Source organism: Fodinicurvata sp. EGI_FJ10296 (assembly GCF_040712075.1).
Lineage (GTDB): Bacteria > Pseudomonadota > Alphaproteobacteria > DSM-16000 > Inquilinaceae > JBFCVL01.
Genome location: NZ_JBFCVL010000001.1, coordinates 141,227 through 165,889, shown reverse-complemented (window position 1 = coordinate 165,889; position 24,663 = coordinate 141,227). Strand labels below are relative to the sequence as shown.

The 24,663-nt window shown below is 58.4% G+C and carries 17 protein-coding genes; 7 read left to right on the top strand and 10 right to left on the bottom strand.

The genetic code is table 11. The annotated features are described in order from the left end of the window. Positions 1–4: 4 nt before the first annotated feature. Positions 5–997: a TRAP transporter substrate-binding protein gene (locus tag ABZ728_RS00710; protein WP_366653636.1), complete on the bottom strand. Its 993-nt coding sequence runs from the start codon at positions 995–997 to the stop codon at positions 5–7. 116 nt (positions 998–1,113) lie between these two features. Beyond that, positions 1,114–2,022, bottom strand: a complete 909-nt coding sequence (locus ABZ728_RS00705) for a LysR family transcriptional regulator (RefSeq protein ID WP_366653635.1) — start codon at positions 2,020–2,022, stop codon at positions 1,114–1,116. 47 nt (positions 2,023–2,069) lie between these two features. On the opposite strand from ABZ728_RS00705, the gene ABZ728_RS00700 reads away from it, so the two are divergent. From ABZ728_RS00700 to ABZ728_RS00690, 3 genes are all read left to right on the top strand, one after another. After that, the gene (locus tag ABZ728_RS00700) at positions 2,070–2,537 is read left to right on the top strand and encodes a flavodoxin family protein (protein WP_366653634.1); all 468 of its coding nucleotides are present in this window, start codon (positions 2,070–2,072) and stop codon (positions 2,535–2,537) included. 74 nt (positions 2,538–2,611) lie between these two features. Beyond that, positions 2,612–3,019 (top strand): GFA family protein, encoded by a 408-nt coding sequence (locus ABZ728_RS00695; protein WP_366653633.1) that lies wholly within the window; start codon positions 2,612–2,614, stop codon positions 3,017–3,019. Between the two features lie 70 nt (positions 3,020–3,089). Further along, positions 3,090–3,850, top strand: a protein-coding gene (locus ABZ728_RS00690) for an IS5 family transposase (protein ID WP_366653632.1) whose coding sequence is annotated in 2 segments (ribosomal slippage) — positions 3,090–3,423 and positions 3,423–3,850 — 762 coding nt in all. Because the reading frame shifts where the segments join, the coding sequence is not laid out codon by codon here. Between the two features lie 34 nt (positions 3,851–3,884). Here ABZ728_RS00690 and ABZ728_RS00685 read toward each other — a convergent pair. Together ABZ728_RS00685 and ABZ728_RS00680 are read right to left on the bottom strand one after the other, a co-directional pair. Next, on the bottom strand, positions 3,885–4,343 hold the full coding sequence (locus tag ABZ728_RS00685; RefSeq protein ID WP_366653631.1) for a ribbon-helix-helix domain-containing protein: 459 nt from the start codon (positions 4,341–4,343) through the stop codon (positions 3,885–3,887). A gap of 222 nt (positions 4,344–4,565) precedes the next feature. Beyond that, a complete protein-coding gene (locus tag ABZ728_RS00680; protein WP_366653629.1) occupies positions 4,566–6,179 on the bottom strand; it encodes an HD domain-containing phosphohydrolase in 1,614 nt (537 codons plus the stop codon). 615 nt (positions 6,180–6,794) lie between these two features. On the opposite strand from ABZ728_RS00680, the gene ABZ728_RS00675 reads away from it, so the two are divergent. The 4 genes from ABZ728_RS00675 to ABZ728_RS00660 all read left to right on the top strand — a co-directional run bounded on the left by ABZ728_RS00675 (position 6,795) and on the right by ABZ728_RS00660 (position 16,577). Beyond that, entirely contained in the window at positions 6,795–8,489 is a 1,695-nt protein-coding gene (locus ABZ728_RS00675) for a ShlB/FhaC/HecB family hemolysin secretion/activation protein (RefSeq protein ID WP_366653628.1), read from the top strand. A gap of 71 nt (positions 8,490–8,560) precedes the next feature. Further along, positions 8,561–15,157 carry a filamentous hemagglutinin N-terminal domain-containing protein gene (locus tag ABZ728_RS00670; RefSeq protein ID WP_366653627.1) on the top strand — a complete coding sequence of 2,199 codons (6,597 nt, stop codon included), beginning with the start codon at positions 8,561–8,563 and terminating at the stop codon, positions 15,155–15,157. 135 nt (positions 15,158–15,292) lie between these two features. Beyond that, the gene (locus ABZ728_RS00665) at positions 15,293–16,003 is read left to right on the top strand and encodes a SapC family protein (protein WP_366653626.1); all 711 of its coding nucleotides are present in this window, start codon (positions 15,293–15,295) and stop codon (positions 16,001–16,003) included. Between the two features lie 19 nt (positions 16,004–16,022). Further along, positions 16,023–16,577, top strand: a complete 555-nt coding sequence (locus ABZ728_RS00660) for an invasion associated locus B family protein (protein WP_366653625.1) — start codon at positions 16,023–16,025, stop codon at positions 16,575–16,577. Positions 16,578–16,619: 42 nt separating this feature from the next. Here ABZ728_RS00660 and ABZ728_RS00655 read toward each other — a convergent pair whose 3' ends face one another. From ABZ728_RS00655 to ABZ728_RS00630, 6 genes are all read right to left on the bottom strand, one after another. Beyond that, positions 16,620–19,268: a hypothetical protein gene (locus tag ABZ728_RS00655; protein ID WP_366653624.1), complete on the bottom strand. Its 2,649-nt coding sequence runs from the start codon at positions 19,266–19,268 to the stop codon at positions 16,620–16,622. A 611-nt stretch (positions 19,269–19,879) separates the two neighbouring features. Further along, on the bottom strand, positions 19,880–21,460 hold the full coding sequence (locus ABZ728_RS00650) for an AMP-binding protein (RefSeq protein WP_366653623.1): 1,581 nt from the start codon (positions 21,458–21,460) through the stop codon (positions 19,880–19,882). A 3-nt stretch (positions 21,461–21,463) separates the two neighbouring features. Next, positions 21,464–22,564, bottom strand: a complete 1,101-nt coding sequence (locus ABZ728_RS00645) for a hypothetical protein (RefSeq protein ID WP_366653622.1) — start codon at positions 22,562–22,564, stop codon at positions 21,464–21,466. Then, on the bottom strand, positions 22,561–23,514 hold the full coding sequence (locus tag ABZ728_RS00640) for a methyltransferase (RefSeq protein ID WP_366653621.1): 954 nt from the start codon (positions 23,512–23,514) through the stop codon (positions 22,561–22,563). The genes ABZ728_RS00645 and ABZ728_RS00640 overlap by 4 nt, the downstream gene beginning before the upstream one ends. Positions 23,515–23,549: 35 nt before the next feature. Continuing rightward, a complete protein-coding gene (locus ABZ728_RS00635; protein WP_366653619.1) occupies positions 23,550–24,398 on the bottom strand; it encodes a formyltransferase family protein in 849 nt (282 codons plus the stop codon). After that, entirely contained in the window at positions 24,388–24,663 is a 276-nt protein-coding gene (locus ABZ728_RS00630) for a phosphopantetheine-binding protein (RefSeq protein WP_366653618.1), read from the bottom strand. Before ABZ728_RS00630 ends, ABZ728_RS00635 begins: the two co-directional genes overlap by 11 nt.

The window sequence follows — 24,663 nt, the reverse complement described above, 5'->3', positions numbered from 1 at the left end:
TTGGTTACTCGCGGGTCACCAGCTCGTATTCCTCGACCAGGTCGAGGTCTTCGGCCAACTGTTGCTGGATCGGGGCCAGCGCGTCGCGGAAGGCCTGCGTGTCCGGGCGGGTGACGTTGACGCCGTGCTCTTCCTGCAGCGTTTCGACCAGCTCATCGTCATATTGCTTGGCCATCTCCACGCCGTGCTCGTTGGCGGCGATCGCGACCTCCTGCACCAGTTCCTGCAGGTCTTCCGGCAGGCTCTCCCAGGTGGCGGTCGACATCGAGGTATGGTTAACCTGGATCGTATGCGCGGTCAGGGCCAGGTTGGGCGCGACCTCGTACAGCTTGGAGCCGGTATAGCCGGGCAGCGAGCTTTCCATCGCCTCGGCGACGCCGGTCTGCATGGCGGCGTAGAGCTCGCCCCAGTCAACGGACACCGGCAGCATGCCGAGCGCCGACCAGGTTTCGGAATCCATCGGCGAGGGTGGCGTGCGCATCTGCAGGCCCTGCAGATCCTCGATGCTTTCCACCGGCACCTCGGCCGTCGACAGATTGCGGGTTCCCGACGCGCCCAGCGCCAACAGCCGCATGCCCACACCGCGTTCGTCGTAGACCTGCTGGAAATGCTCGTGAATTTCGGTCCCGGGCCCAACCGTTTCCAGGACGTCGTCCATGCTGGAGAACAGATACGGCATCGTGAAGATGGCGAATTCCGGAATCTGCTCGGCGGCGTTGCTGGTGGTGCTGATCATCAGGTCGACCGAGCCGAGGCCCATCTCGCCGATGACGGCCGGATCCTGACCCAGTTGTCCGGAATCAAAAACGCGCACATCGATGCGGCCGTCGCTTTCGGCCTCAAGGCGCTCCTCCATGAAGACGGCCATGTCGTTATAGGGGTGCGGCGACTGAACCAGCGTGTGAATGCGCAAGGTAAAATCCGCCGACTGCGCCGCGCTGCCGGCCAGCGCGATCGCGCTTGCTGCCGTGGCGGCCAGGATGATCCTGTTCTGCATATCGTTATCCCCGTTCTGGTGAAGGTTTATAATCCAAGCATGACTCCTCACGGGGGCATAAAATCAAATACAAAAATCAATGGGGGTCATACGCAACGGTTATGTCTCCGGCAAATTCACGTAATCTCCAGTCGATGCGCGGCCTCCAATCCCGCAAGATTCTGTGTTAATTGATGATGAAAAGACTGAGCGGCCCGTGAAAGAGGCATGTCGACCGCTGCAACGATGTGGAAATCGAAGGGGATTCGCGGTTCGAATCGGACGATCCGCAGCCGGTCGCCGAAGACTCTGGGCGTCATCGGGTCGACGATCGCCACCCCGACACCGACGGCGGCGATTGCGCAGGCCGAATACGACGGCTGGCTTTCCACCGCAATCGTCGGGTTGACGTTGGCCTCGGCGAAACTGTGGGTCAGATGGTTCGCGGTCAGCGTGTGGTGAGCGAGAGCGACCAGCGGTTCGTCCTTCAGGTCGCGCTGGCCAATGCTCTCGCGTCCGGCAAGCGGATGGTCGGGCGCCATGGCACAGACGCAGAATGTCCGGTACGAGGCCAGCACCTCGATGTCCCGGCGCTCGACATGGGTCTGCGCGATCCCCAGATCGAACTGGTGGGACGATACCATATCGACGATCCGGGCAGAGGTATGAACATCATGAGTAACCTTGATGCCGTGATGGTCGGCAAGAAACGCCTTGAGGGCGGCCGGGACGATCTCGAAGCTCACCATGGGCATCGAGGCGATGCGCAGGGTCGCCCGGCGCAGATCCTTGATCTCGCGTGCGGCCTGGGCCAGCCGGTCGAGGCCGTAGAACATGCGCTCGACCTCCTGAATGAATTCGCGCGCCTCGGTGGTCGGCTCGGCCTTGCCACCTTGACGCAGCAGCAGGGGAAAGCCGACGCTGCGTTCGAGATCGGCGATCGACCGGCTGACCGCAGGCTGCGACACATTCATCGCATGAGCGGCGGCCGTGATCGACCCGTATCGCATGACGAGGCGAAAGGCGTTGATCTGTCGCTGGTTCACGGGCTCGGCCTCGCTTTGCGGGGTGGCAGGATGACGGGATGCATGCCATGGCGGCAAGACAGCTATTGATCGTCGGCCATGTGCCGTCGGTCAACACTCAGGCTCTGCGCGACGCGGTGGAGCGCGGCGCCCGGCATCCGGATATCGCGGGTGTCGATGTGACCGTGCTGTCACCGTTCGATGCCGGGGCGGCCGATGTCCGCGCCGCCGATGCGGTGATCCTCGGCACGACGGAGAATCTCGGCTATATGAGCGGCGCTCTCAAGGACTTCTTCGACCGCACTTATTATGCCGTGATCGACGATACCCAGGGCCTGCCCTATGCCGTCTATATCCGGGCCGGGCTGGACGGCACTGGCACACGTCGTGCGATCGAAAGCATCGCGACGGGCTTGCGCTGGCGGGCCGTGCAGCCGCCGCTGATCTGTCAGGGGGAATACCAGGATGCCTTTGCCGACCAGTGCGAAGAACTGGGGCAGATGATGGCCGCCGGTCTCGAAGCAGGGATCTTCTAGGCTCAGAACCCATTAATCTGGCAGACGGCAACCAATACTGCGATTCCGCGTCAAACGAATATGAGTATATCATCATGACCCCGACCACTGCTGGCTCCTGTTTGTGTGGCACCGTTAAATTTCAAATTTCAGGTGATTATGAGAGCTTCTTTCTTTGTCACTGCAAGCGCTGTCGAAAGGGAACGGGGTCTGCATATGCGGCCAATTTGTTTTCATCGACAGCGACGGTAAATTGGGTTTCTGGTCATGAAAGCATCCAGACCTACCGGGTTCCGGAGACCCGACACGAAAAAAGCTTTTGCATTAAATGCGGGTCTGCTCTTCCGAGTGTTCAATTGGAGGGTGCTTTGGTGGTTGTACCTGCTGGGAGTATTGATAGCGCGATCGACATCCGACCAAGTGCGCATATCTGCTTTGCAAGCCGAGCGGAATGGGACGCGCGTTTGGAAAGCATCCCGAAAGTAGATGGTCTTCCAGGTTAGGTTCAATACAACTAGGCGGTTGCCGTAGATCGAATCGCTTGATTCAATGGCGGCGCGACGAGGCATTGCCATGAGTGATCTGATCTGGTTGTCGGAGGCGCAGATGTGCCGGATCGAGCCGTATTTTCCGTTGTCGAATGGTGTGCCGCGCGTCGATGATCGCCGGGTCATCAGCGGGATCATCTTCGTGATCCGGAACCCGCTGCGGTGGCGCGATACGCCCGCGGAGTATGGGCCGCCCAAGACGATCTACAACCGCTTCATTCGCGGGAGCCGCTTGGGAATGTTCAACAAGATCTTTGCGGCGCTGGCAGCCAAGAGCGGCAAGCCCGATCAGTTGATGATCGATGCCACCCATCTGAAGGCACATCGCACTGCTGCCAGCCTGCTCAAAAAGGGGCTGTTCCGCGAGGTATCGGACGCACCAAGGGCGGCCTGGACTCAAAACTCCATGCCGTCTGCGATGGCCAGGGTCGGCCTCTGGTCATGCTACTCAGCGAAGGGCACGTGAGCGACTACAAGGGTGCGGCGCTGATGATAAACGCCTTACCCAAAGCCAAGGCGCTGCTTGCCGATCGGGGCTACGATGCCGACTGGTTCCTCACCGCATTGGCCGAGCGTGGTATCACCGCCTGCATCCCGTCGAAGGCCAACCGCAAAGTGCCGTTCCCCCATGACACTGTGCTCTACCGCCAGCGCCACAGGATCGAGAACATGTTCGGCAAACTCAGAGACTGGCGGCGCATCCACACCCGCTACGACCGATGCGCCCACACCTTCATGTCTGCCATCTGCATCGCCGCAACCGTCATCTTCTGGTTCAATCAATGAGTCCTGAGTCCAGGACTCTCGTTCAAGGGCGGCGCTAGGTCCGAAACAGAATTTCCAGAGCCCGGTCGACCGTGCGCCGCCGGTCCAGGCGCGTGGGTTCGCGCGGCTCCGCGAAGCCGGGGCCTCTCACCTGGAAACCGCCATCGGCATCAAGGGGGGCAAAAGGCGGCAGGTCGTAGGTTGGGGGCAGGCCGTCGTCGAAGATTTCGTCGTCATCCGCGTCGGCCGTCCCGGCAAAGGCGGAAAGGCGGTAGTAATGCAGAACGAAGAGCCGGATGGCGCCAGCCAGTCCTTCGGAGCCGCGCAACTCGTCGATGCGGCCGCATAGATCCTCTACAGTTGTGTCTGTGCCGGACGCAATTTCGATCAGACAGGACCAAACCATGGGCTCGACCCGGATATCCGTGCGCTGACCACGGATTGACACCGTCCGCCGCCGGGGAGTCTGATCCTCGGCCAGTGGTTCGGCGTATTTGGGTGTGCTGTGTCGCATGTCGGCGAACCCATATTTCGGTGTGCTTAGAAGTGTTGTTGTCTATCGATAGAAATGCGCGTAAAAGTTGTATTTCCACCTTTGGAAGAAAGCGACCTTACTACTACAGACTTCCACGAAAACCTTAGCACAAGCTTAACGACCCGCCGGGCCGGTTGTCGAGTCTTGTGGCGGTGGCCGCACGGCGGGAAAACAGATGCCCCTGGAGCCTCGGCGGCCAGGCTATTCGCCGGCGACGCCGCATTCTGCTTCAAGTGCGTCGACCACGACCGGGTCCAGTCCGTGCGGCGTGTCGCGTCGCAGGATGGCGAGGGCATCGGCCCGGGAAATGGACAATCGATGCGGCCGGGGGCTGGTGAGGGCGACCCAGGTGTTGGCAACGGCAAGGATCCGGGCTGGAGTACCGATGGCCCCGCCACTCAGGCCTTTGGGAAAGCCCGATCCGTCGAGCCGTTCGAAAGCCTGCTCAAGCATGTCGATGAATGGATCGTCGCCGCCATTGGACCGCAGGATATCGGCGACAGAGGCAATTTCGCGGCGAACCGTTTCCTTGGTTTCGGCGTCGAAAGGCTTGTCATCGGCGAGCAGGTCGCGGGATACCCGCAACTTGCCGATATTGAGAAGTCGCCCGGCCAATCCGATCCGGCGCATCGTGACAGCGTCGATACCCATTCGCCGCGCCACGGCGGCAGCGGTTTCAGCGACGCGCAGCGAGTGATCGGCGGAATATCGGTCGCGTTTGTCGAGCTCGCTGACGATCGCATTGAGCGCGCTTTCGACCGCCGCCGTATCGGCCAGTTGTGACGCGCTATGGGCCGTGGGCGATTGAACGACGGTAATGGAGCCGCGGTTCCCTTCGATCTCTGAGAGAAATGGCCGCGTGTAGGTCAGCTTGTTTTCGCTCTGGCCATTTGAACCGACCGCACCCGGCTTGTTACGGAATACGACGGCGTTGTTCTTGTCGCGCACGACGATCTCGTCGCCAATGGCGTCGAGAACCGATTTCAATAACAGATTCTCGTACTTCTTTTCCGAAAGCTCTGCTGCGTCTTCAGCCCGCCCTGCTGCCGAGTGGCTGGCGGTAGCCAGTCGTCCGACATAGAGTATTGTCGCGATCAGGAACAAGGCTGCCAGTATGACAGCCGCCAGCGACGCGTACCGCGCCTGCTGAACGGATTGTTCGATCGCAGCGATGTCGAGTTCGGATACGACAGCGATCGTCGGAATCGCGGTCAGTTCAGCGAGTCCGGCCGTCCGGATCCCGGTCGCGGACAGTCCCCGTTGCACGGTACCGGGCGCCTGGGCCGCCTGAAGTATTGTACGATTCGAATTGAAATCGACAGACAGGCGCCGGTCCGGTCCACCATTGCCGGCGAGAAGGACCACGGCCGCGTCATCGAGCCGCGCCACGATATTGGAGATGCCGGTTGCAGCGGTCGTCGACAGGGCCGGCGCGACACGCGCCGTCACCCGATCGAGCGGCGTCAGACCGACCACGGCGGCATTGACAACGGCGTCATTGTCCGGCGGAACGCGAGAGGAAAACGCGACATATTGTGTGCCGGCCAATGTTAGAAGCTGCGGCGCGTCCCCCATGGGCGGCAGTTGTCCAGTCATTGATGGCGCGCCGATGGATGAAACCAGGGGGCGTCCTTCGTCGTCGACCAGCAAGATGCCGCCAGCGACAGGCGTGCCCTGCAAATCCGACCGGATGGTCGCCGGCACGCCAGAGGCGAAAAGGCCGGACCGGGTTGCCTCGGCCGTCAGAAAATTCCGCGCGAATCCGCTGCCAATCTCTGCCGCGTCGACCGGCTGGCCGCCGTTTTCCATTGCCATCAGCAAGTTGCTGATAGTCGAATTGCGGGATATTTCCCCAAGCAGCGACTCTGCGTCATTCGCAACATTATTCAGGGAGTCGGCGGCCGACTGATTTGCGGCCGCGAGATTTGATAGGCCGGTATTGAGACGAATGTCGAGCTGAGTATCGAAGCGATGCTGAACTTCATAAAATGCGTACAATGCGGCAAGAACAACAAATATGCAGAAAGATGCCGTCACCACAACGCGAGATTTGGCTATTCTATTTGTGTCAGTGGTCATTTCCGCTCATGTGCCAAATTTAAAGGAATTAATCTCTATAATATATAATAGATATTAACCATCCATAATAATTGAAGTAGCTTTTTCTCATTCGGCCTCAGAGTATCGCAAAAGAAGGCTGACTTGGTCCAGAGCTATTGCTGATATTTGCGATCAGGAGCAGCAATTCATTTCGGGATTTCGTCCGGCTGAGCATGAGCGGCGAGGTCGCGGGTTTCCAACGCAATGTGTGGAAACATTAGTTAAAAAACAATTTACATTCAAACGAAAAGCATCGTATCGTGTTCGCAATGAGGCGGTCGTGTTGCGGCGCAACCTGCAGATTTGGAACGAGACCAAGGAATTAGGACGATGGCAAGATTGGCTGCAGTTGCGGCAATCGGACTCGGTTGCACGATGATGATGCCCTTGTACGGCCCGGCATCCGCGCAGGATCCCCAGATCCCCCCAAGCGTTGACCCCGGCACGATTGACGTGCCGATGCCGGCGCCTGCGGTCGACGAGCCGTCAATCCCGGCGACCGACCCGCGTGATCCGGCGGCGCCCGAAGGGGCGGAAGACGTCGTTTTTGTCCTGGGCGGCATCGAACTGCAGGGCAACAACGCCATCGACGATGACGCGCTGGCGCCAATCTTCTCCGGGCAGGTCGGTTCCGAGGTTTCGCTGGCGGATGTCTACGGGTTTGCGCATCAGGTGACGCTCGCCTATCGCGATGCCGGCTATATTCTGGCGCAGGCCATTGTTCCGGCACAGGAAATCGAGGACGGTGTCGTTACCCTTCGAGTCGTTGAAGGCTATGTTGACCAGGTAGCCGTGACCGACCCGGAAGGCGAGCCGACCGCAGGTCATGCACGGATCGAGCAGTACGGCGCTTCGATTTCCGCGTCGCGTCCGTTGAGGCAGCGCGATCTGGAGCGCTATCTTCTCCTCGCCAACGATCTGCCCGGCGTCAGTGTCCGATCGGTGCTGTCGGCCTCGCCGGTCGAGCCGGGTGCAGCAGACCTGACGCTGGTCGTGGACGAGCAACGGGTCGAAGGATTCGTCGCCGCCGACAATCGTGGCACACGCTATATCGGTCCTGTCCGAACAACGATCGGCGCGACACTGAACAACCCGACCGGCAACAACGAAACCGTCAGCATCGTTGCCGCGACGACACCGGAAGACACCAGCGAACTGCGCTATATCAGCGGTTCGGCAGAGGTGCCAATCGGATACGACGGTTTGGTGCTGCACGGGTCGGTAAGCCATAGCCAGACCCAGCCGGGCTCGTCCTTGCGGCAATTCGGTATCGACGGCCGGACGACGTCCTGGACGATCGGGGCCGATTATCCGCTTATCCGCTCGCGCGACACCAATCTGACCATCGGTGCCCGCTTCGACTATACCGACGCCGAAAACGCGTTCGATCCGCAATTCAGGCTGCTTGACTACGAGGACCGGCTTCGGGTCGTCAGGGTTGGCATCGACGGCGATGTCCTCGACAGCTATCGCGGCATCACTTCGTTCGGCGCCGAAGTCAGCCAGGGTGTCGATATCTTCGACGCCACGATTTCCGATACCGGCGTGTCCAGAACCGGGGGCCGGGGCGACTTCACCAAGCTGACACTGGACGCCAGCCGGCTGCAGAGCCTGGGTAGCGGCTTCAGCCTGTATGGGGCGGTGCGCGCCCAGATCGCCAGCGATGTGTTGCTGGCATCCGAGGAGTTCGCCGTGGGCGGCGCTCGTTTCGGTCGCGCTTACGACGGGTCGGAAGTCACCGGTGACGGCGGCATCGCCGGCAGCCTGGAAGCCCGCTACGCCGCCGATGTCTCGTCCATCGACCAGCTGGACAGTCTTCAGTTCTATGCCTTTTACGACATCGGTATGGCCGAAAAGCGCGGCGCGGAAAGCGAAAGCGCGGCATCTGCAGGCGGTGGCATCCGGTTCGGCCTGTTCGACACCCTGAGCGGATCGCTGGAAGTCGCTCAGCCGCTGACACGCGATGTTGCGGCCGAAGGCAACCGTGACACGCGCTTCTTCTTCTCGCTGGCTGCAACGTTCTGATCCAGACCGTTTTGACGGCCGCCGTCCAGACAAATTCTTCAATGAATACTCGAGATCAAGGGATAAGAATCATGAAAGCCACTTTCAACCGCAACGACATCGGCCGTCATTTCTTGTCCCGGACCGCCCTGTCCGGGGGATACGTGCCGGGGCTTCTTGCGGCTGTCGGTCTGATATCCGCATCCAGCGGCGCCGGTGCCATTTCGCCGGAGACGCTGCCGAACCTCGACCAGATCGTCGGCGGCGACGTGAACATCTCGGTCAACGGACAGACAATGACGATCCAGCAGGCGCTCAGCCGCGGCGTCATCGACTGGCGGGAATTCTCCATCGGCGGCGACGCCTCGGTCATTTTCGACCAGCTGGCCGGCAATGACTCGATCACCGTCAACCGGGTCACGGGCGACGATGTCTCCTCGATCCTCGGCGATCTTCAGGCCAACGGCAATGTCTGGCTGATGAACCCGAACGGGGTGATGTTCGGTGACAGTGCCCGGGTCGATGTCGGCGGGCTTGTCGCCAGCACCGGAACGATCGATGCCGATGCCTTCCTCGGCGGGGCGGGCGAGATCGAGATCTTCGGCGCCACCGACGGCTCAGTCGTCAATGAGGGCGAGATCACGGTCGCCGATGGCGGTATCGCGGCCTTTGTTGCGCCCCATGTCCGCAATTCCGGCACCATCAACGCGCGCATGGGCGTCATCACATTGGCGGGCGCCGAGCAGGCGACGGTCGATCTGTATGGTGACGGTCTGATCGAAATCGCGGTCGCCGACCAGGCAGTCAGCGCCACCAATGATGGCACGCTGAACGCCGATGGCGGCGTGATCCGGATGTCGGCCGCCGCAGCCAGCGGTGTCGTCGACAGCGTGGTCAATATGGACGGCGTCGTGCGCGCGAACAGCGTTGAACAGTCCGACGGCCGCATCGTCCTGAATGGCGGCGAGAACGGCACCGTCAATGTCGGCGGTGACGTCATGGCCGATGGCGGCACCATCGACGTCGAAGCCCGCGACATGGTGGTGAGTGCCGAGGTCGGCGCCCCGCGCGGCGAATCCGATGCCGATACCACGGTCAATCTGGTCCTGGGCAACGACGTCGAAGCCGGCCGGCTTGAAATCACGGAGAGCGGCTTTCTGCGCGTCGCCGACCTGTCGCTCGACAGCCGCTTTCGCAGCGGTGGGCAGGCGGCCGGTATCGTCATCGACAATGCCCGTGCGGACGGGCTGCATGGCCAGCGCCTGTCACTCAATACCCGGTACGAGTTGGAGAATTTCGGCTTCAATCCGAGTGACGAGGTTCATGTAACCAGCGACCATGCCTCGGTTCAGAATGCCGTCGATGCCGTCGATGCAGGGGGCACGGTCTTCGTTGCTCCGGGCACCTATGAAGAGGGCGTTCAGGCGAACGGTGGTCGATGGTACAGCATGTATATCGACAATTCCGTTTCGATCATCGGCGTTGACGGCGACGGCAATCCAATCACGAGCGCGACCGACGCCGAAGCAGTGATCGTCGGGCAGCATCAGTCGAGCTATGGCGCCAATTTCGAGATCCGCGCTGATGATGTGTCGATTCAGGGATTGATACTCGAAGCTCGCGGTTCGGACTACGCGGATTATTTCGGAGCGGGTGAAGACCTGACCGTCGTCAACAAGGCTGTTGAAGTTTACGGCAACAATTTCAGCCTTCTGGACAGTGAGATACGGCTTCGTGATTTCGGTGATGGCCGCACCGTTGTCGGAGCCGGGGCGGTCTATTTCAACGAGGCGGAGGCGCGCTCCGGCCTGATCGAAGGCAACATTCTGGCCGGTGGCATTTCCGTCAACAATGGTGCCGGCATTGCGGAGGCCGGCGAAGACGGCATCCGGATAATCGGTAACGAAATCAACGCGCACTACCCCGGCACATCGGCAATTTCGGTCTCCGGGAACCAGAGTGAGGGGGTTGGATCTGCTTGGCGCAACGCGTCGTCAGGGCTGCCGACCGTGAGCGGCAACGACATCAATGCCGTGAATGACACGCCCTGGGATGGTTCGGTCAGCATATTCTCGGCACTCGATGACGATAGCTCGTTGCTGCCTGACACGGCCTGGATCAATGACTTTATTGCGAATAACAACCTGAACCGCAGCGTGGTCATTCGCGACGCCAATGGCGACGTGCAACTGGGTGAATCTGACGATGCGTCTCCGTTCACGGCCCGGATCTACAGCGACATCAGCCCGGCGCTCGATGCCGCTGAAGACGGCACGACCCTCGATGTTGGGGCAGGTCGCTACGAAGAGGTCCTGACGATCGACAAGTCGGTCAGCATTGCCGGTTCGGGCACCGCCGAGACCGAAATCGACACAACAGGAACCACGTCCTATGGCCTGACGGTCGAGGGCGACGACGTCACGTTGAGTGGCTTCACGCTCACCGGTCAGACGGACACGAATTCGAACAGCAACTACGGCATCAAGATACAGCCGCTTGACACCAGCGACGAAACCGCCCGCGTCCGGGATGTGACGCTGTCCGACCTCCGCATCGATGGCTTCAGCCGGGCCGGTGTCGACATGAACGGCGTCGTGGGCGCGACCCTGGATCGGGTCATCGTCGATGGATTGGGCGAGCGCGGGGCCGGCATTCAGATTTCCGACAGTGCCGACGTCACGATCACCAACAGCGAAACCATGAACAATGCCTGGGGCAGCGTCGGGATCTATCAGGCCAATCGGTTCTTCGATCAGCAAACGACCGGCATCAGTATCGATGGAACGAATACTTTCGGCGAAAATATTGGCGTATACACGCAAAGCTATTCCGATATTGGCTTGGAACTGGGCGATCTCGACCTGACCTTTGCTGACTATGTTGCGCGCAATGCCAATCATCGTGAAAATGGCGATGACTTCGCCTTCTATCGCTCCGGCCTTCAGGACAGCATCGCCTTCGCAGCCGGCCTGAACCAGCAGGCTATCGACCGCAGCAAAGCCGGCATCAGCGTGATCCAGGGCTGGACCGGTTCGGCGACCGACGATCAGTTCTATGTCGGCACGACCGGGGACGCCGCGACGGCGATGTCGATCAACGCCGCGATTCAGGCGGCGAATGGGGGCGACACCGTGAATGTAGCGGCGGGCGAGTATAACCAGAATGTCCGGATCGACCGGAACATAGACCTGCTGTCGATCGACGGGGCGGATCAGACGTCGATCGCTGGCCAGACGGGCAGTTCCCTCGGGGCAATACAGGTGACGAATAACACCACCGGCGTGCGGATTGGCGCCGAGGGCCGCGGGTTCGAGATCACGGGAATCGAGGGAACACCGGGTCTTGAGAAAGCGGCAGTGTACTTCCAGGGCGGCCACTCGGGCGCGCGCGTGGAAGGAAACCGGATCGTTGCCAATGGCGATGCCGGATTGATGAGTGAGTACAGCGCTACGATCAGCGATTTTGAGATTGTTGGCAACGAGTTTGCCGGTACGACCTTTTCCGGAGATACGCCGGCTGGCGACGGCTTTGAAGATCAGTTCGTCGTAGAGTCGGTTCCAAGGCAGCTCGTCGTCATGGGCGGTGGCAGTGGCGGCGGCAATACGTCCGACATCCTGTTCGCCGACAATGAGATCACTGGCACGGCCGGCGGCATCAACGCAGACGGCGACGAACAGGGCAACACGCTGGTTACCATCGATGCGGCCGATGCCACGATCACCGGCAACACTTTCGCCGGAACGACGACGCGGTATGGGGCCAGCTTGCGTGCACGCGGACCCAACACCGTAATTTCCGGCAATACGTTTGAAAGCGATGGGCTGGGCGGCGCGGCCAGCCATGTCTACACCGAAGGCAATTCGGTGGCGGACATCTTCAACAACAACACTTTCGACCGGTCGTCGGTCGTCGTCGGCGGGAACTACGTCGATCACTCGATCGCTGCTGGCCTGGCGAGAGCATCGGCCGGCGATAGCGTCCTTGCCGGCGCCGGCAGTTACGAAGAATCACTGTCGATCAACGAGAGCGTGACCCTGACGGGTGCCGGGGTCGGCGAGACGATCATCGACGGCGGTATCCGGCTGCGCGGGCAAACGGCGGACGGAAAAGTTCTCGATGGCGTCGGTATTTCCGATCTCACGATCAATGCCGCCAACGGATCGATCGGTCTCCTGGCCGAATCGGAAACCGATTCCGGCTACAACACCACCGATCTTGCCTTGTCGAACCTGGAGATCAACGCCAATGGCAGCCACGGTATCGGCCTTTTCGATGTCAATGGCGTCACGCTGAACAGCGTCTCGCTGAACGGCAACGGCAGCGAAACCGGCATCGAGGCCATTGGCGTCGACGGCTTCGAAATGACGGGCGGCTCCATCACCGACATGGCAACCGGCGTCAACCAGTTCGGCGTTACCGGCTATGAGGACAACGGCGAGCTTGAATTCAGCGACGTCACATTCGAGGACAATGACACTCATCTGAGAACGACCCTCGACGCGTCGGCGGATTATCTCGGCGATCTCGTTGCCTCGAACGACTTCGATCGCAGCGTTTATGTCGATGGCGGGTCGGCGATCCACAGCGCCATCGGTTCCGCGCTGGGCGATGCCGCCGACGGCGATGATGTCATCGTCAGTGCGGGCCCGTTTGCGGAAACCCTGTCCATCAACGACGGCGTTTCCATCCTCGGAGCCGGACAGGGACAGACGATCATCGATTCCCGCGCCACGACGGGTTACGGCATCGCCGTGCGGGCCGATGATGTCACCCTCGACGGATTCACCCTGCTGGGTCAGACGGCCACCAATGCGGGCGGCAACTACGGGGTCAAGGTTCAGCCTTCCGGCGGGGCGACCGCCCGGGTCCGGGATTTCACCCTGTCCAACGTGACGATCGAAGGCTTCAGCCGGTCTCCCATCGACCTCAATGGTGTGGTTGGCGCGACGATCGACTCCGTCGTCGCCGATGGTCAGAACACCTCGGGCGCCGGAATTCAGATCACCGACAGCGCCGACGTGACCCTTCGGGACACGACAACACGCGGAAACAACTGGGGAAGCGTGGCGCTATATCAGACCAATCGGTTCTTCGACCAGCAACTGACGAATATCACGATTGACGACAGCAACACTTTCAACGAGGCGCTGGGCGTCTTTACCCAGACTTACGAAACCGCGGGTCAGACATTGCCGCTGCAGGAGATCGGCGACCTCAACCTCACCTTTGCAACTCACACCGTTCAGAACCCCGATCACCGCGACAACGGCGACGAGTTCACCTTCTATCGCAATGGTGTGCAGGATGCGGTCGCATTCGCCGTCAACCTGAACCCCGGGGAACGGGCCTCAAGCGTCGTTCGTGGCTGGAACGGTACGGCCGACACCAATCAGTATTTCGTTGGCACGGCTGGGCTGGCCGGGGGCGGCAGCGGGGCGATGTCGATCAACACGGCGATCTCGGGGAGCCAGAACGGCTCGACGATCAATGTCCGCAACGGCACCTATAACGAAGCGGTGTCCGTCAACGCCAACCGTTCGATGGTCTTCAACAATGCGACCGTCAACAGCCTGACGTCCAGCGCGCCCATGGGCATTCGCGGAGCCGTTACCGCGGCGGCCGGCAACATCACGCTCGGCGGTCCGACCTCGCTGACCGGTGCGACGACGCTGCGGACACCGAACGGCGACATCAACCTGAACGGCGTCGTGACCGGGGAGGGCCGGAACCTGACATTGACCGGTTCGTCCGATACGACAACGGCGCGGCTCAATGCGAATATCGGAGGCGTGAACAGCCGCATCGGCAATCTGACGATCAACAACGTCAACCGGATCACCCAGGCCGCCGATACCACCGCTTATGTAACAGCGTCGGATCTGGATGCTGCGGAGGACATTTCGCTCAGCTTCAATACGATCAATGCGCTGGGCTCCGTCAACGCCCGAAGCGGTGGCAACCTGTCGGGCGGCCTCACTTCGACGAGCGGCAACGTCTCGGCCGGTTCAGGCGGCAACACCAACGTGGATGTCGCGACCAACGGCGGCAGCGCGACTGTTTCCGGTCAGGACGTCTCCGGGAACATTTCGACCGGTGGCGGCAACGTGATCCTTTCCGCCGGTCAGTCGGTCAACGCCAACGCCAACGCCGGCAGCGGCAGCATTCAGGCGACCGGCGGTCAGTCGGTTTCCGGCAGCTATTCCGGCGGGTCCGCCACCTTTAATGCGCCGGACGTAAACGGATCGGTGAACGTTGGCGGGAACGTCACGATCACGTCCGCCAGCGCCGCCCTGACCGGCAATGCCGGCAGCCTGACGCCGACCGGACCGGGCGTGGTCAGCTTCAACGGCAATACCTTCGTCTCCGGTGGCGCCGGACAGTCGGATGTCGGTGTCGAAGGCTTCCAGCCTCAAGGCATCGGATCGGTGCTCGTCGTCGTTGCCGGCGACGGCCAGGCCTCGCAGCTCCTCGCCCTGCCGGAAGATCAGCTCTTTGGCATGATCTCGACGGCGGCCGGTCCGGGGGCCATGGATGGCGTGTCGCGCATCATCGTCGCCCGGACCTCGGACAACATCGCGTCCCTGCTGCAAGGCGGCAACATCGTCGTCCTGGACCTGACCGGCGATGGCGTCGACCGGATCATGGCCGGAGCGGACGACGAAGAAGAGGAAGCCGAACAGGTATTGTAAACCTGGCGACGGCACCTTGGGGGGATGCGCCATCCCCCCAGGACCACCCCCGGAGTGCCGCCATTTGCCATCTTCGATCGGAGACGTAGTGCCATGTCAGCGGATACGAATACAAAACAGACGGGCGCGGGCCGAATGCCGCTCCTGTATGAGCAGCCGCAGGTGATGACGCTGCGGGCTCATGGTGCTCTCAGTCTCGACCGGCAACAGGACTTCGCCTTCAGCCGCTACACCAATGCGGTCCCCCTCAACGCCAACGAGTTCCGTCTGGCGGCCCCATGGTATCCGATCGTTTTCGGCCCCGAGAATGCCGGTCTGGCCATGGCCGTTATCGGCATGCTGCCTGACCGGAATGCCTTTGTCGGTGACGATGGCCAGTGGCTGGAAGCCGACTATATTCCCGCTTATGTTCGCCGGTATCCATTCATCGTCGCGCAAAGCGGCGAGGACCGCAAACTGTGCATCGACGTCGGATGCCGCCGGGTTCGGCCATCGGCCGAGGCAGGGGCCAGTGCCGATCCGCTGTTCACTGACGGCCAACCGTCCGCGCTGACTGACTCCGCCAAATCGTTCTGCGCGGCCTATGACCGGGCGGCCCGGGCGACACAGGCGTTCATCGAGCACCTGGATGAGCTCGGGCTGCTTGTCGAACGGACAGCAACCGCGCGCTGGGATGGTGGAGAGTCGAAAAGCCTGTCCGGATTTCGGGTTGTCGATGAGGAAAAATTCAGGGCGCTCGGCAGCGATGCCATAGCGGCAATGCATGCCAACAATTGGCTCGAACCGCTGTTCGCGCATCTGGTTTCCGTCGCCGCCTGGTCGCGGATTCGCCGCCTTTCGACTTGAGGCTCAAGGAACCGCAAACATGAACGCAGCATCGGCCGCGGCTCTCGGGATCACATTGGCACTGTTCAGCTGGACCGGCGCCGCGCAATCGCAGCAGAACGAGCGCCCGATTCGCTTTGGGGCCTGGCTTCCCGGCAACGTCATGGAATCGCGCGGCGACTGGGGTGTCCGGTGCGAGGGAAGCGATCCCGAAGCAGATCTCGGTCAGTGCGAGATCATCCAGAATGTCAGCCCGATCGGATCGTCGGCCGTACTTATGCATGCTGCGGCCGGCTGGGCCGGTGACGGCCTCGACCCCCTGGCGGTGCTGGTCTTCCCGCTTGGCGTTCATCTGCCGTCTGGCGTGCGCATCGACGGTGGCGCAGATGGAGGGCGAACAGCGGACTATCAGATCTGCACTGAACGAGGCTGCCAGATCGAGCTGAGGGTCGATGACGACCTGATGTCGACATTTGCAGCGCAGGATGAGGTGCAGATCGTCGTCCGCAGCGCCGACATGACCGAAATCGGCATTCCGCTTTCGCTGGACGGCTTTGCCGCTGCTCTGAATCTGGTGGATTCGTTGGAACCGTGACGCATGATCGCGAAGGCGGTGTCTCCAGCGGTGATCAATTGCCTAGGCCCGCGTACATGCATAATTTTCGACGAAATCCACGAGTTTGCGAGCCGAATTTCCTCCATTCAGCCCGGAGTTCGTTTGAAGATAGTCCCTGGCTCTGGAAAGCGTAGCCTCCCGCACCTTACGGTCAAACAGCGCCGTCTGCATTTCAGTAATCTCGTTATCTTCAACGGTTATGTTGTGCGAATACGGGGTCCCGATTATTGTGCTGTCGAGAGAGCCGGAGCTTACAAGATATTTTATGACAACGCGTCCCCTGGAAGCCGCTTCAATACCGATGTTGCTTGTCTGAGTTACAACAGCGAAAGACATATCTATTTCGCTTTCAAGAGACAATCGAGATTCCTCGACATCAATGCAGCCTCCGTGGTCTCTGGCGATATCTCGATACACCGCGAAATTGCGACGAGGCTCTGCCGGGTGTAGCCGAACGACAATGTTGACATCGCTCCGATCTTTTACCGCCAGAGCGACACATTTAACGAGGCGCCGATTCCCCTCATCGAACCCGGACTGAGTTCCAACCAGAATGCGGTGCGGAATTGAAGTGTGGGCTGAAGAGTTGCCATTTGTTACGTCGGGGACCTCTTCCGGCTCTGACCAGAGGTAGCCAATGGCCGCGACTCGAGTCGGATCCATCTGCCAAGCGTTTGACACATACCCTTTCTGTACCGTGTCAACGACGGCCAGTAAATCAGCCGAACTCGGAACCTGTTTCGCTGAATTAGCTACCGTAAACAAATAGGCGTCGCATGTTGCGACGTCACGTATCCGGAAAATTGCGTTTGCCAAAACACCTGTCGGCATTCGTCCGATAAGATTGATGACATGGCGGAATTTCATTCCGAATTCAGGGCTGAATAATTCTTGAAGTTGAGCGCTGATCGGATGAAGCTCGACAAACGATTGCGCGAGGCCGGCGGTACACAGGTCCAGAGCCACCGCACCACGAAAGAAAAGCGGGTCGGAAGCGTAATTTTCATGGAATGCGGCCGACGTCATTCTCGACCCATCATCACCAAAATGTCCGATGTCCATCCTTCGCCCATACCGAACCAAAGGAAGAAATATGGGCTCACGAACCTTACTGGTTGTCCCGTCGTGCCCGTATTCACGCAACCCACTGCGATGCTCATCCGTGATGTTCGACGAGACAACGATCAAATTGCCACGACCGATTTGTTCCCGAGCTGTGTTAAGCGCAGCGGCCGCATGTTTGGGGTTCGTCCACGTACAAAACAGAACCTGATATGGTTCGTCCGGTGGGTGCGATCTGGCCAGTTCGGCAGTAGCCAGTCGGGCGGATTCGGCCGATCCGACAAGACGTGCCGTTAGATCCCATACACGTCTGGGCACATTGGCATTGGACGGAATTCCGCTGGCCTTCCCCGTAGGCAGCCAGAAAATGGGCGTCTGATCAAGGCCGAGATTGCCAAGGGTCGTTGGTACGGTGTGCTCTCGCGACATGATGATAATACGGGAGTATTTTCTGGTGCCTAGAGCATGAAGCGCCTTTTCGCACATGAAGATATTGGGCAATTGCCGGTCGGTAATTGAAAGAGCTGTCGCCGATTGAAGAGGTTTGTCGGATGCCAAGGATTCAAAGTCACCAAGCAGATTCGAGGCTGTTGCCAGAAGTTTTTCGAACTGCTGATGTCCCTCGACTGTGTACCAGTGCTGGCTGGTCAGCCGGTCCCATGAAGTCGGAGAATGGCTATAGCCTTTGGGAAGCCCGCCGCAGATTACGTGGCAATTACTATTCATGAGACTGTCGACGTTCTCGTGGCCCGCAGTGCTATCGACGAGAATCAAAGTACTCTCGTCCGCTAACCGCAACAATTCATCGATGCTGTCGATCCTCGCGAAATTGACAGGTGTCTGCCTTGAATAGACGGAGGATAGGTCTGACAACACCGATAGAAAAGTCTTGGCATCGGATGAATAACTGGCGTCAGGCTGCATCCGGAACGGTGTTCCGTTGACGAGGTAGCGAACCATCGACAGTATATTCGCGTGTCTTGACGGGAGTTTCGATTGATTGGGAAAAATTACTAGATTTATTAGCCGATCGATCGCGGCAGGATCTTTTACGCAGTGATCGACCACGAAATCGACCATGTCAATGGGTATGTCGGTCGCAAATATGTAGTCATTGTGTGCACCGAAAATCAGGTGCGCGCTGTCGAACGTCGTATCTTCTTGAGATGGTTTAAGAAAAATCTTCCGGATCTCGGCGCGTTCATCGTCAGAAGGAAATAGATCTGTGTAAAGGTGAATAATCGCGATTATTTCACGGTATTGCGATGTCGTCAGATTAGCCATTTCCTCCATAATGTGGCGAATTTCTGCGTTTGTGGTCACGTGCCGGTCTGCGGCAACACCATAAAGGAGAGTTCGGGACGTCAGGTCTGGTAGATCGGCCCCCATATGGCGATAAGAACAGCATAAATTCTTTAGGCGTTGTCTTACTGCTTTCCTTTTTCCCCCATGCAAAAGAACTCTGGGCAACATCGCGGAAACTGCGGTGATGGGAAGATAGAACAGAAATTCGAGTGACCACAGTATGAAGTGAATCACGCGCTTTCTAAGCCAGATCGTGACCTTTTTCGCGGGACGAGCAATAAAAAGAACCGATAAACGTACCAATGGGGCGCCCCGTATTTTCTGATAGTCAGGGTAGACAACACACTACGAGCCGAAGAATGAGCCCGGTGACTCGGATTTTCTCATGGGATCCTGAATATCGATCACATAGATGGAAATTGTCGGGAATCGCCGTAACGGTTGACATCGAGGAGGGATGCGCCAACTGCGCATGCGATTTGGTCCGAGCTTTCCGTCGCTGGTTGCAGAGTCTTCTGTTCGGTCATGCTGCGGCCGAAGGCCGTGATCCGAGCTACGTGGGAGGCGGGAACCAGACTCCAGCTATTCCTCCGCGATGGAGGGTCGAGCGTGAACAGTGCCTTCGGCCGACGCGACTCCATTGGCATGGGAGGACGAGGATCTCTTGGCCTGCTCGATCCAACGCGACCCGTGCTCGCGCCTTTTTCCGAGGAAGGTTCGCGAAAAGATCCCCTGCGGTCGGTACACATATTCCCGTCTCTGTTCACATTGTACAATCAAGGATCGGCCACTCAACTGGCAGTCGGCATACGCATGGCTGATAGCGTCGATGCAACGTGCCGCTTGTTCTGCATACCCCAGCTTCTGCGGTGCAAATAGGCCGAAATGCAAAAGCCATCTGCGGTGGCCGAAACTCATTTCTTTTCAAGGTCTTCTGTTAGCCGACGCCGGTCGATCTTTCCACTTGTGCTCCGTGGGAGTTCGTCAAAAGTGTAAATCTTCTTTGGAATCATGTATTCGGGAAGACGCTCTCTCAGCAATTTACGTATTTGGCTACCGCCGATTGATGCGCCTTCGACAAAACCTACAAGTCCCTTTATGCTCGTTCCTTCAACGGGCCAGGGAACAACGGCAGATGCCGGTGAACCGGAAACGCGCCGCAACTCGGTCTCCACCTCCCCGATCTCAAGTCGGTGGCCCGCAATTTTTATCTGTTGATCCGTCCGACCGACGAAATGCAGGCAACCTGAAGGCGATTGTTCGACAATGTCGCCAGTTCTGTACCAGACCGTCTCTGGCTCCCCATCGAGCGTTACGAAGGATCTCGCGGTCTGGCTGTCCGACTTCCAGTAGCCGGTCGCCAATTGTCTGCCCGCTAGCATCAGTTCGCCGGCTATCTTGATATCATCCGGAGCCGGACTTGGCGCTGTGTCGAACCTGACCTTCATGCCTGGAAACGGAGATCCGATAGGCACCAATCCACGTCTTGCTTCGTCGTTGTCCTGTTGAGGGTGAAATCGATACCGAGACATTGCGATAGTCGCCTCGGTCGGTCCATAGAGATTCTCGATGATACTGTTTGGAGCAGCGGCTTGCCATTTCTTCGCGAGGTCGCAAGAAAGCGGCTCACCGCAAAAGAGCGAAAGGCGAACCGACTTCATGGATCCGGGCGTAAGGGTCCGGGCCTTGGACATAAGCGCTGCTTGCGAAGGAACGGAAAACCAGCATGTCACATCATGAGTCTCTGCATGATGGCTGGCACTCAACAGGTCTGCGTCGAGGAATGGCACAAGCGCTCCGCCTGTACTCGTCGCTACCAGAAGATCGTGCATGGCAAGGTCAAAGCTGAGGTCGAATGTCTGGCTATGACGATCGTCAGAAGAAAAGCCGTAGAAATCCGTAACGCTATCGATATAGGAGCAGAGGCTTTTGGTGGAAACGGGCACTCCCTTGGGATTGCCCGTGGAGCCCGATGTGAATAACAAATACGCGACGTCGGGATCTTCGCATCCGTCGACCCAAAGGCTGGCAGGATCGGCGGGCTCTCCTGCTACCACCAGTCGGTTTGTTCCCATGTCGGGATTGGAACCTGGATCAGGACATTCGTCGATAATTATTCCTGTAACGGGATGCTCGGATCCCGAAAAAACCCGCTGGAATAGAGGGATTTGCGAAGTGGACAGCAGGACGGCACAAAGGTCGGCCGACTGTGCAATCTGTCGTAGTCTATGAGCCGGCATTTTCGGTGACAGCGTTACATATGTCCGCCCGGTCATAAAGGCCGCCAAGGTGCCGACATATGCTGATGGGCCCCGTTCAGACATTACACCAATTCGTCCACCTAGCTCGACGATGTCCGAGAACTGCTTATGAAGAGCCGAAATCTGAGTTAGTGCAGCGCCATATGTAACCGTTTTGTTCCTGTATACGACAAGCGGTCTGTCGGTCGATTGGTCGAAAATGCTTTTTAATCTACTACGAAGGCCGGTCGTCATTCTCTACTCCACTGCAAGGTTCGGCCGGTCCTGATCGCCGTCGGATTTCAATACGTTCAGTCGCCCGTTCCAGTCATCTGGCAGGAATCCCGCTCTCAGGGCTCGGGCAGCGATAGACACCTGTTGAGGGCGATAATCGAGCGGCTGAAAGTACGAGGGGACAGCCTTGGAAAAATCAACTGACCGAGTCCAGCTTGATTGCCGTGCAGAGTCGGCTATAATATCCGTAGATGAATAATAGTCGGCGAAAATGACGCCGCTATATATCCCAATTCGAACCGTTTCGTCGAGTAGAATTGGTATCAAATCTCGGTCAATGGCGTCGACCTCAAGTACACGCATCACGCTCCCGTCAAAGCCGGAAATCTTCTCTATGCGGTATACGATAATACCGCGTATACAGCCGTCACTATTACGGACAGTGAAAATTTTGTAGTCGAATCGGGGATGCTGAACGTATCGCCAGCGCATATATTCCCTGGTCCTGTCAATCCCGACATAACCAGCGCTGAGGCTTTGATCTGAAAATTGTGGCCAGAAATCATCGAAGTCATCGTCTTGTTGCAACCTGAGATTGTGCGCTGCAACGGTCATGGGGCGAGCAGATTTATGCTTTGGGCTTTGGCATTTGGCTAGTTCATTGAACCGAGCGGCGTCGATGACGTGAATGTAACGGTCTAGTGAATCGATTACATGATACCGCATTTTGCGATATAGAGGGAGTATTTCGGGGTTGATACCAGACGTGGCAATTACATCAACAGGAAGGTTGTGTACGCCTGTCATCAGCCTGGCGCCCACGCCGCACGGTCGATGGTGTTCGGCGACCATCAAGTTGCAGAGCCATACCGACGTAAGACGTTCGGCTCCAATCCGAAAGGGCGCATGAATCAGGCCCTGCATTCCTACTATTTCGCCCGCGTTCCAGACGGTGAGCGCAGAGAGTCCGCTGCCGCGCTCGTTCGGACAGAACTCCCAGGATAACTGCCATCGCAGCAGTTCCGCGTCTCTTGCCAATATGTGCTGTGGCCCCCAGGTGGAGGCGATGAACTGGACGATAGCCGGCGTCTCATCATACGTCGGGAACCTGATCTCATAGGTCATCGAGTTTCGCCCACGTTGGATCTGGCCGCTTCGACAACAAGAGAATATCCCGCGCCAATTTTCTGGGCACCAGGCTGATTGCCGAAGCGGAGCAGCTTGGTGGGGTGCAGACCGGCCGAACGCAGAACTGCCAGAAGGTCGTCCTCGTGCATCCACCTCCTGAGGTGGTCGGGTGCCGCAACATTGATGGGTGAGCAGATGAAAGTGCGCCCAGATGGCGCAAGTGACCTGTGGATGTTCAGGGCGGCCACCTTCGGCTCGCTTACAACCTCAAACAACTGGCTTGCTATCACTGAATCAAAGAGCCCCTCAGATTCTGTCGATGGGCGGTGCCAGGTGTTGTCACAAATGTCACGGATCTCGAGGCGGGGCTTCAGATCAGGACAAAGGCGCTGGAAGGTCGATTCCGTGAACGAAAGGCACTCTCTTGTTATGTCCCACCCTACAAGTTGCGCAGACGAATCCCTCTGCAAGATACCGGCCATCCAAAGGCCGTGCCCCGGGCCTATTTCAAGGTGAACCGCGCCGGGCAAAACCGATGCCAGGTATTCGCTGCGGAAATAGAGAAGCGGACCCGCGTGCTGTGGCCACAGGATCTGTGATAACAGCAGGCCGTTCATATACCGTTTTGTGTCATCCTTGCTTCCATAGATGCCGCTGAGAAGATCGTCGACGCTGGCGTTTGCGGAGGATCCGTCCCGGCGAAAGCGCATTTCAGCGTCCAGCATTCGGGAGCAAGTCCAACGATAGTCGCCAGCCGCTTCTCGAACATCGCCACCGAGGGCGGAAAGAATATCGGCAGCTATGGAGTCCAGCATCGCGCGGTCGCGATCTCCATAAAGCGAAAAATCCCGTGCCAATTTGGATTGGTGTTGCGGCCAAACATCGACTACCGACCCAATGATCCGCGTCAGGCTGGCATATGAGCTCCAGGGACCGTCGAAGTGCATGTGACCACAATCTCCTCTCGAACCAACTCGAAAAATCACCAGTTCTTTTCGCGAACGTGGTCAAAAATTACGTACCCGTCCCGGCACTTTCTCCACTTAGCCCGACCATCGTCTGCTCCTGGCAGTTCCTCTGGCTGGCAAACGCGACACGAGTAGACCTGGTACTCGCGTCCATCCCGGTCTCGGTACCAGGGCACATAGCTGGGCGACTGGAAGGGCCGAAAATCGGCAGCCCTGACGAAGTTTCGAATTTCTCGGGCGGACAGGTCGAAATCGATCTCCCCGGTGCCTATGTCCGATGAGTAGTATATCTTTCTTAGGCCTGAAGTTTGGGCATTTCCCAACGAGCATTTGGAAGGATTCGGATCGAGGAGAAACTGCTCGGCAATCTTCCTTCCTGCGGTAACACACTTCTTGTATACCGATAAACCGGTGTCGACCTCGGAGATATCAAAGACAGAAGTGGAAATTATTCGCCCGCTATCGAATGGGTGCGTCATGGAGTGGAGCGTTACACCCGACTGCGCTTCACCATTTCTAATCGCCCACTGATAGCCGTGACGTCCGCCATAGTAGGGAAGCAACCCATAGTGTAAATTAATCGCATTTCCATTTAATGCACGTAATATTGGCCGTGATACTATGACGTCAAAATTACCAATGCTAAACAAAAAATCGGGTTCCATCGATTCAAGAACCCGCTTTTCCTCGATGGTATTCAGATCTTCCGCTGGCCGAATTCTTGCGTCGGGAAATTTATTCCCATGTACGTCTCGTGCATATATAGCCACAGGAAGTATATTAGAGGAGATTTGTTTGTCGGCGAACAGTCGCGATATAAGCGCCCCATCGCCAACAAACGCAACTCTTTGTTTACTGACCATCGGCATTTGCTATATAATTGTATATTCCATTGATGCTACTGAGGCTGGAGGCGTCGATAATTGCTAGATCTATGGTCCGCCCATACTCAGCTTCTATGGCCAGACACAGATCTATGAACGTATGACTATCGACAACACCAGTTTCAATCAGATCCTGATCGTTTGCGATCTGTTCGAGAGAGCCGTCATGGTCAACGTCTGCCTCGGCAAAAAATCCCAGGCAAAAACGTCTCAGTCCGCTGATTTGTATGTTCATTTCTGTCAT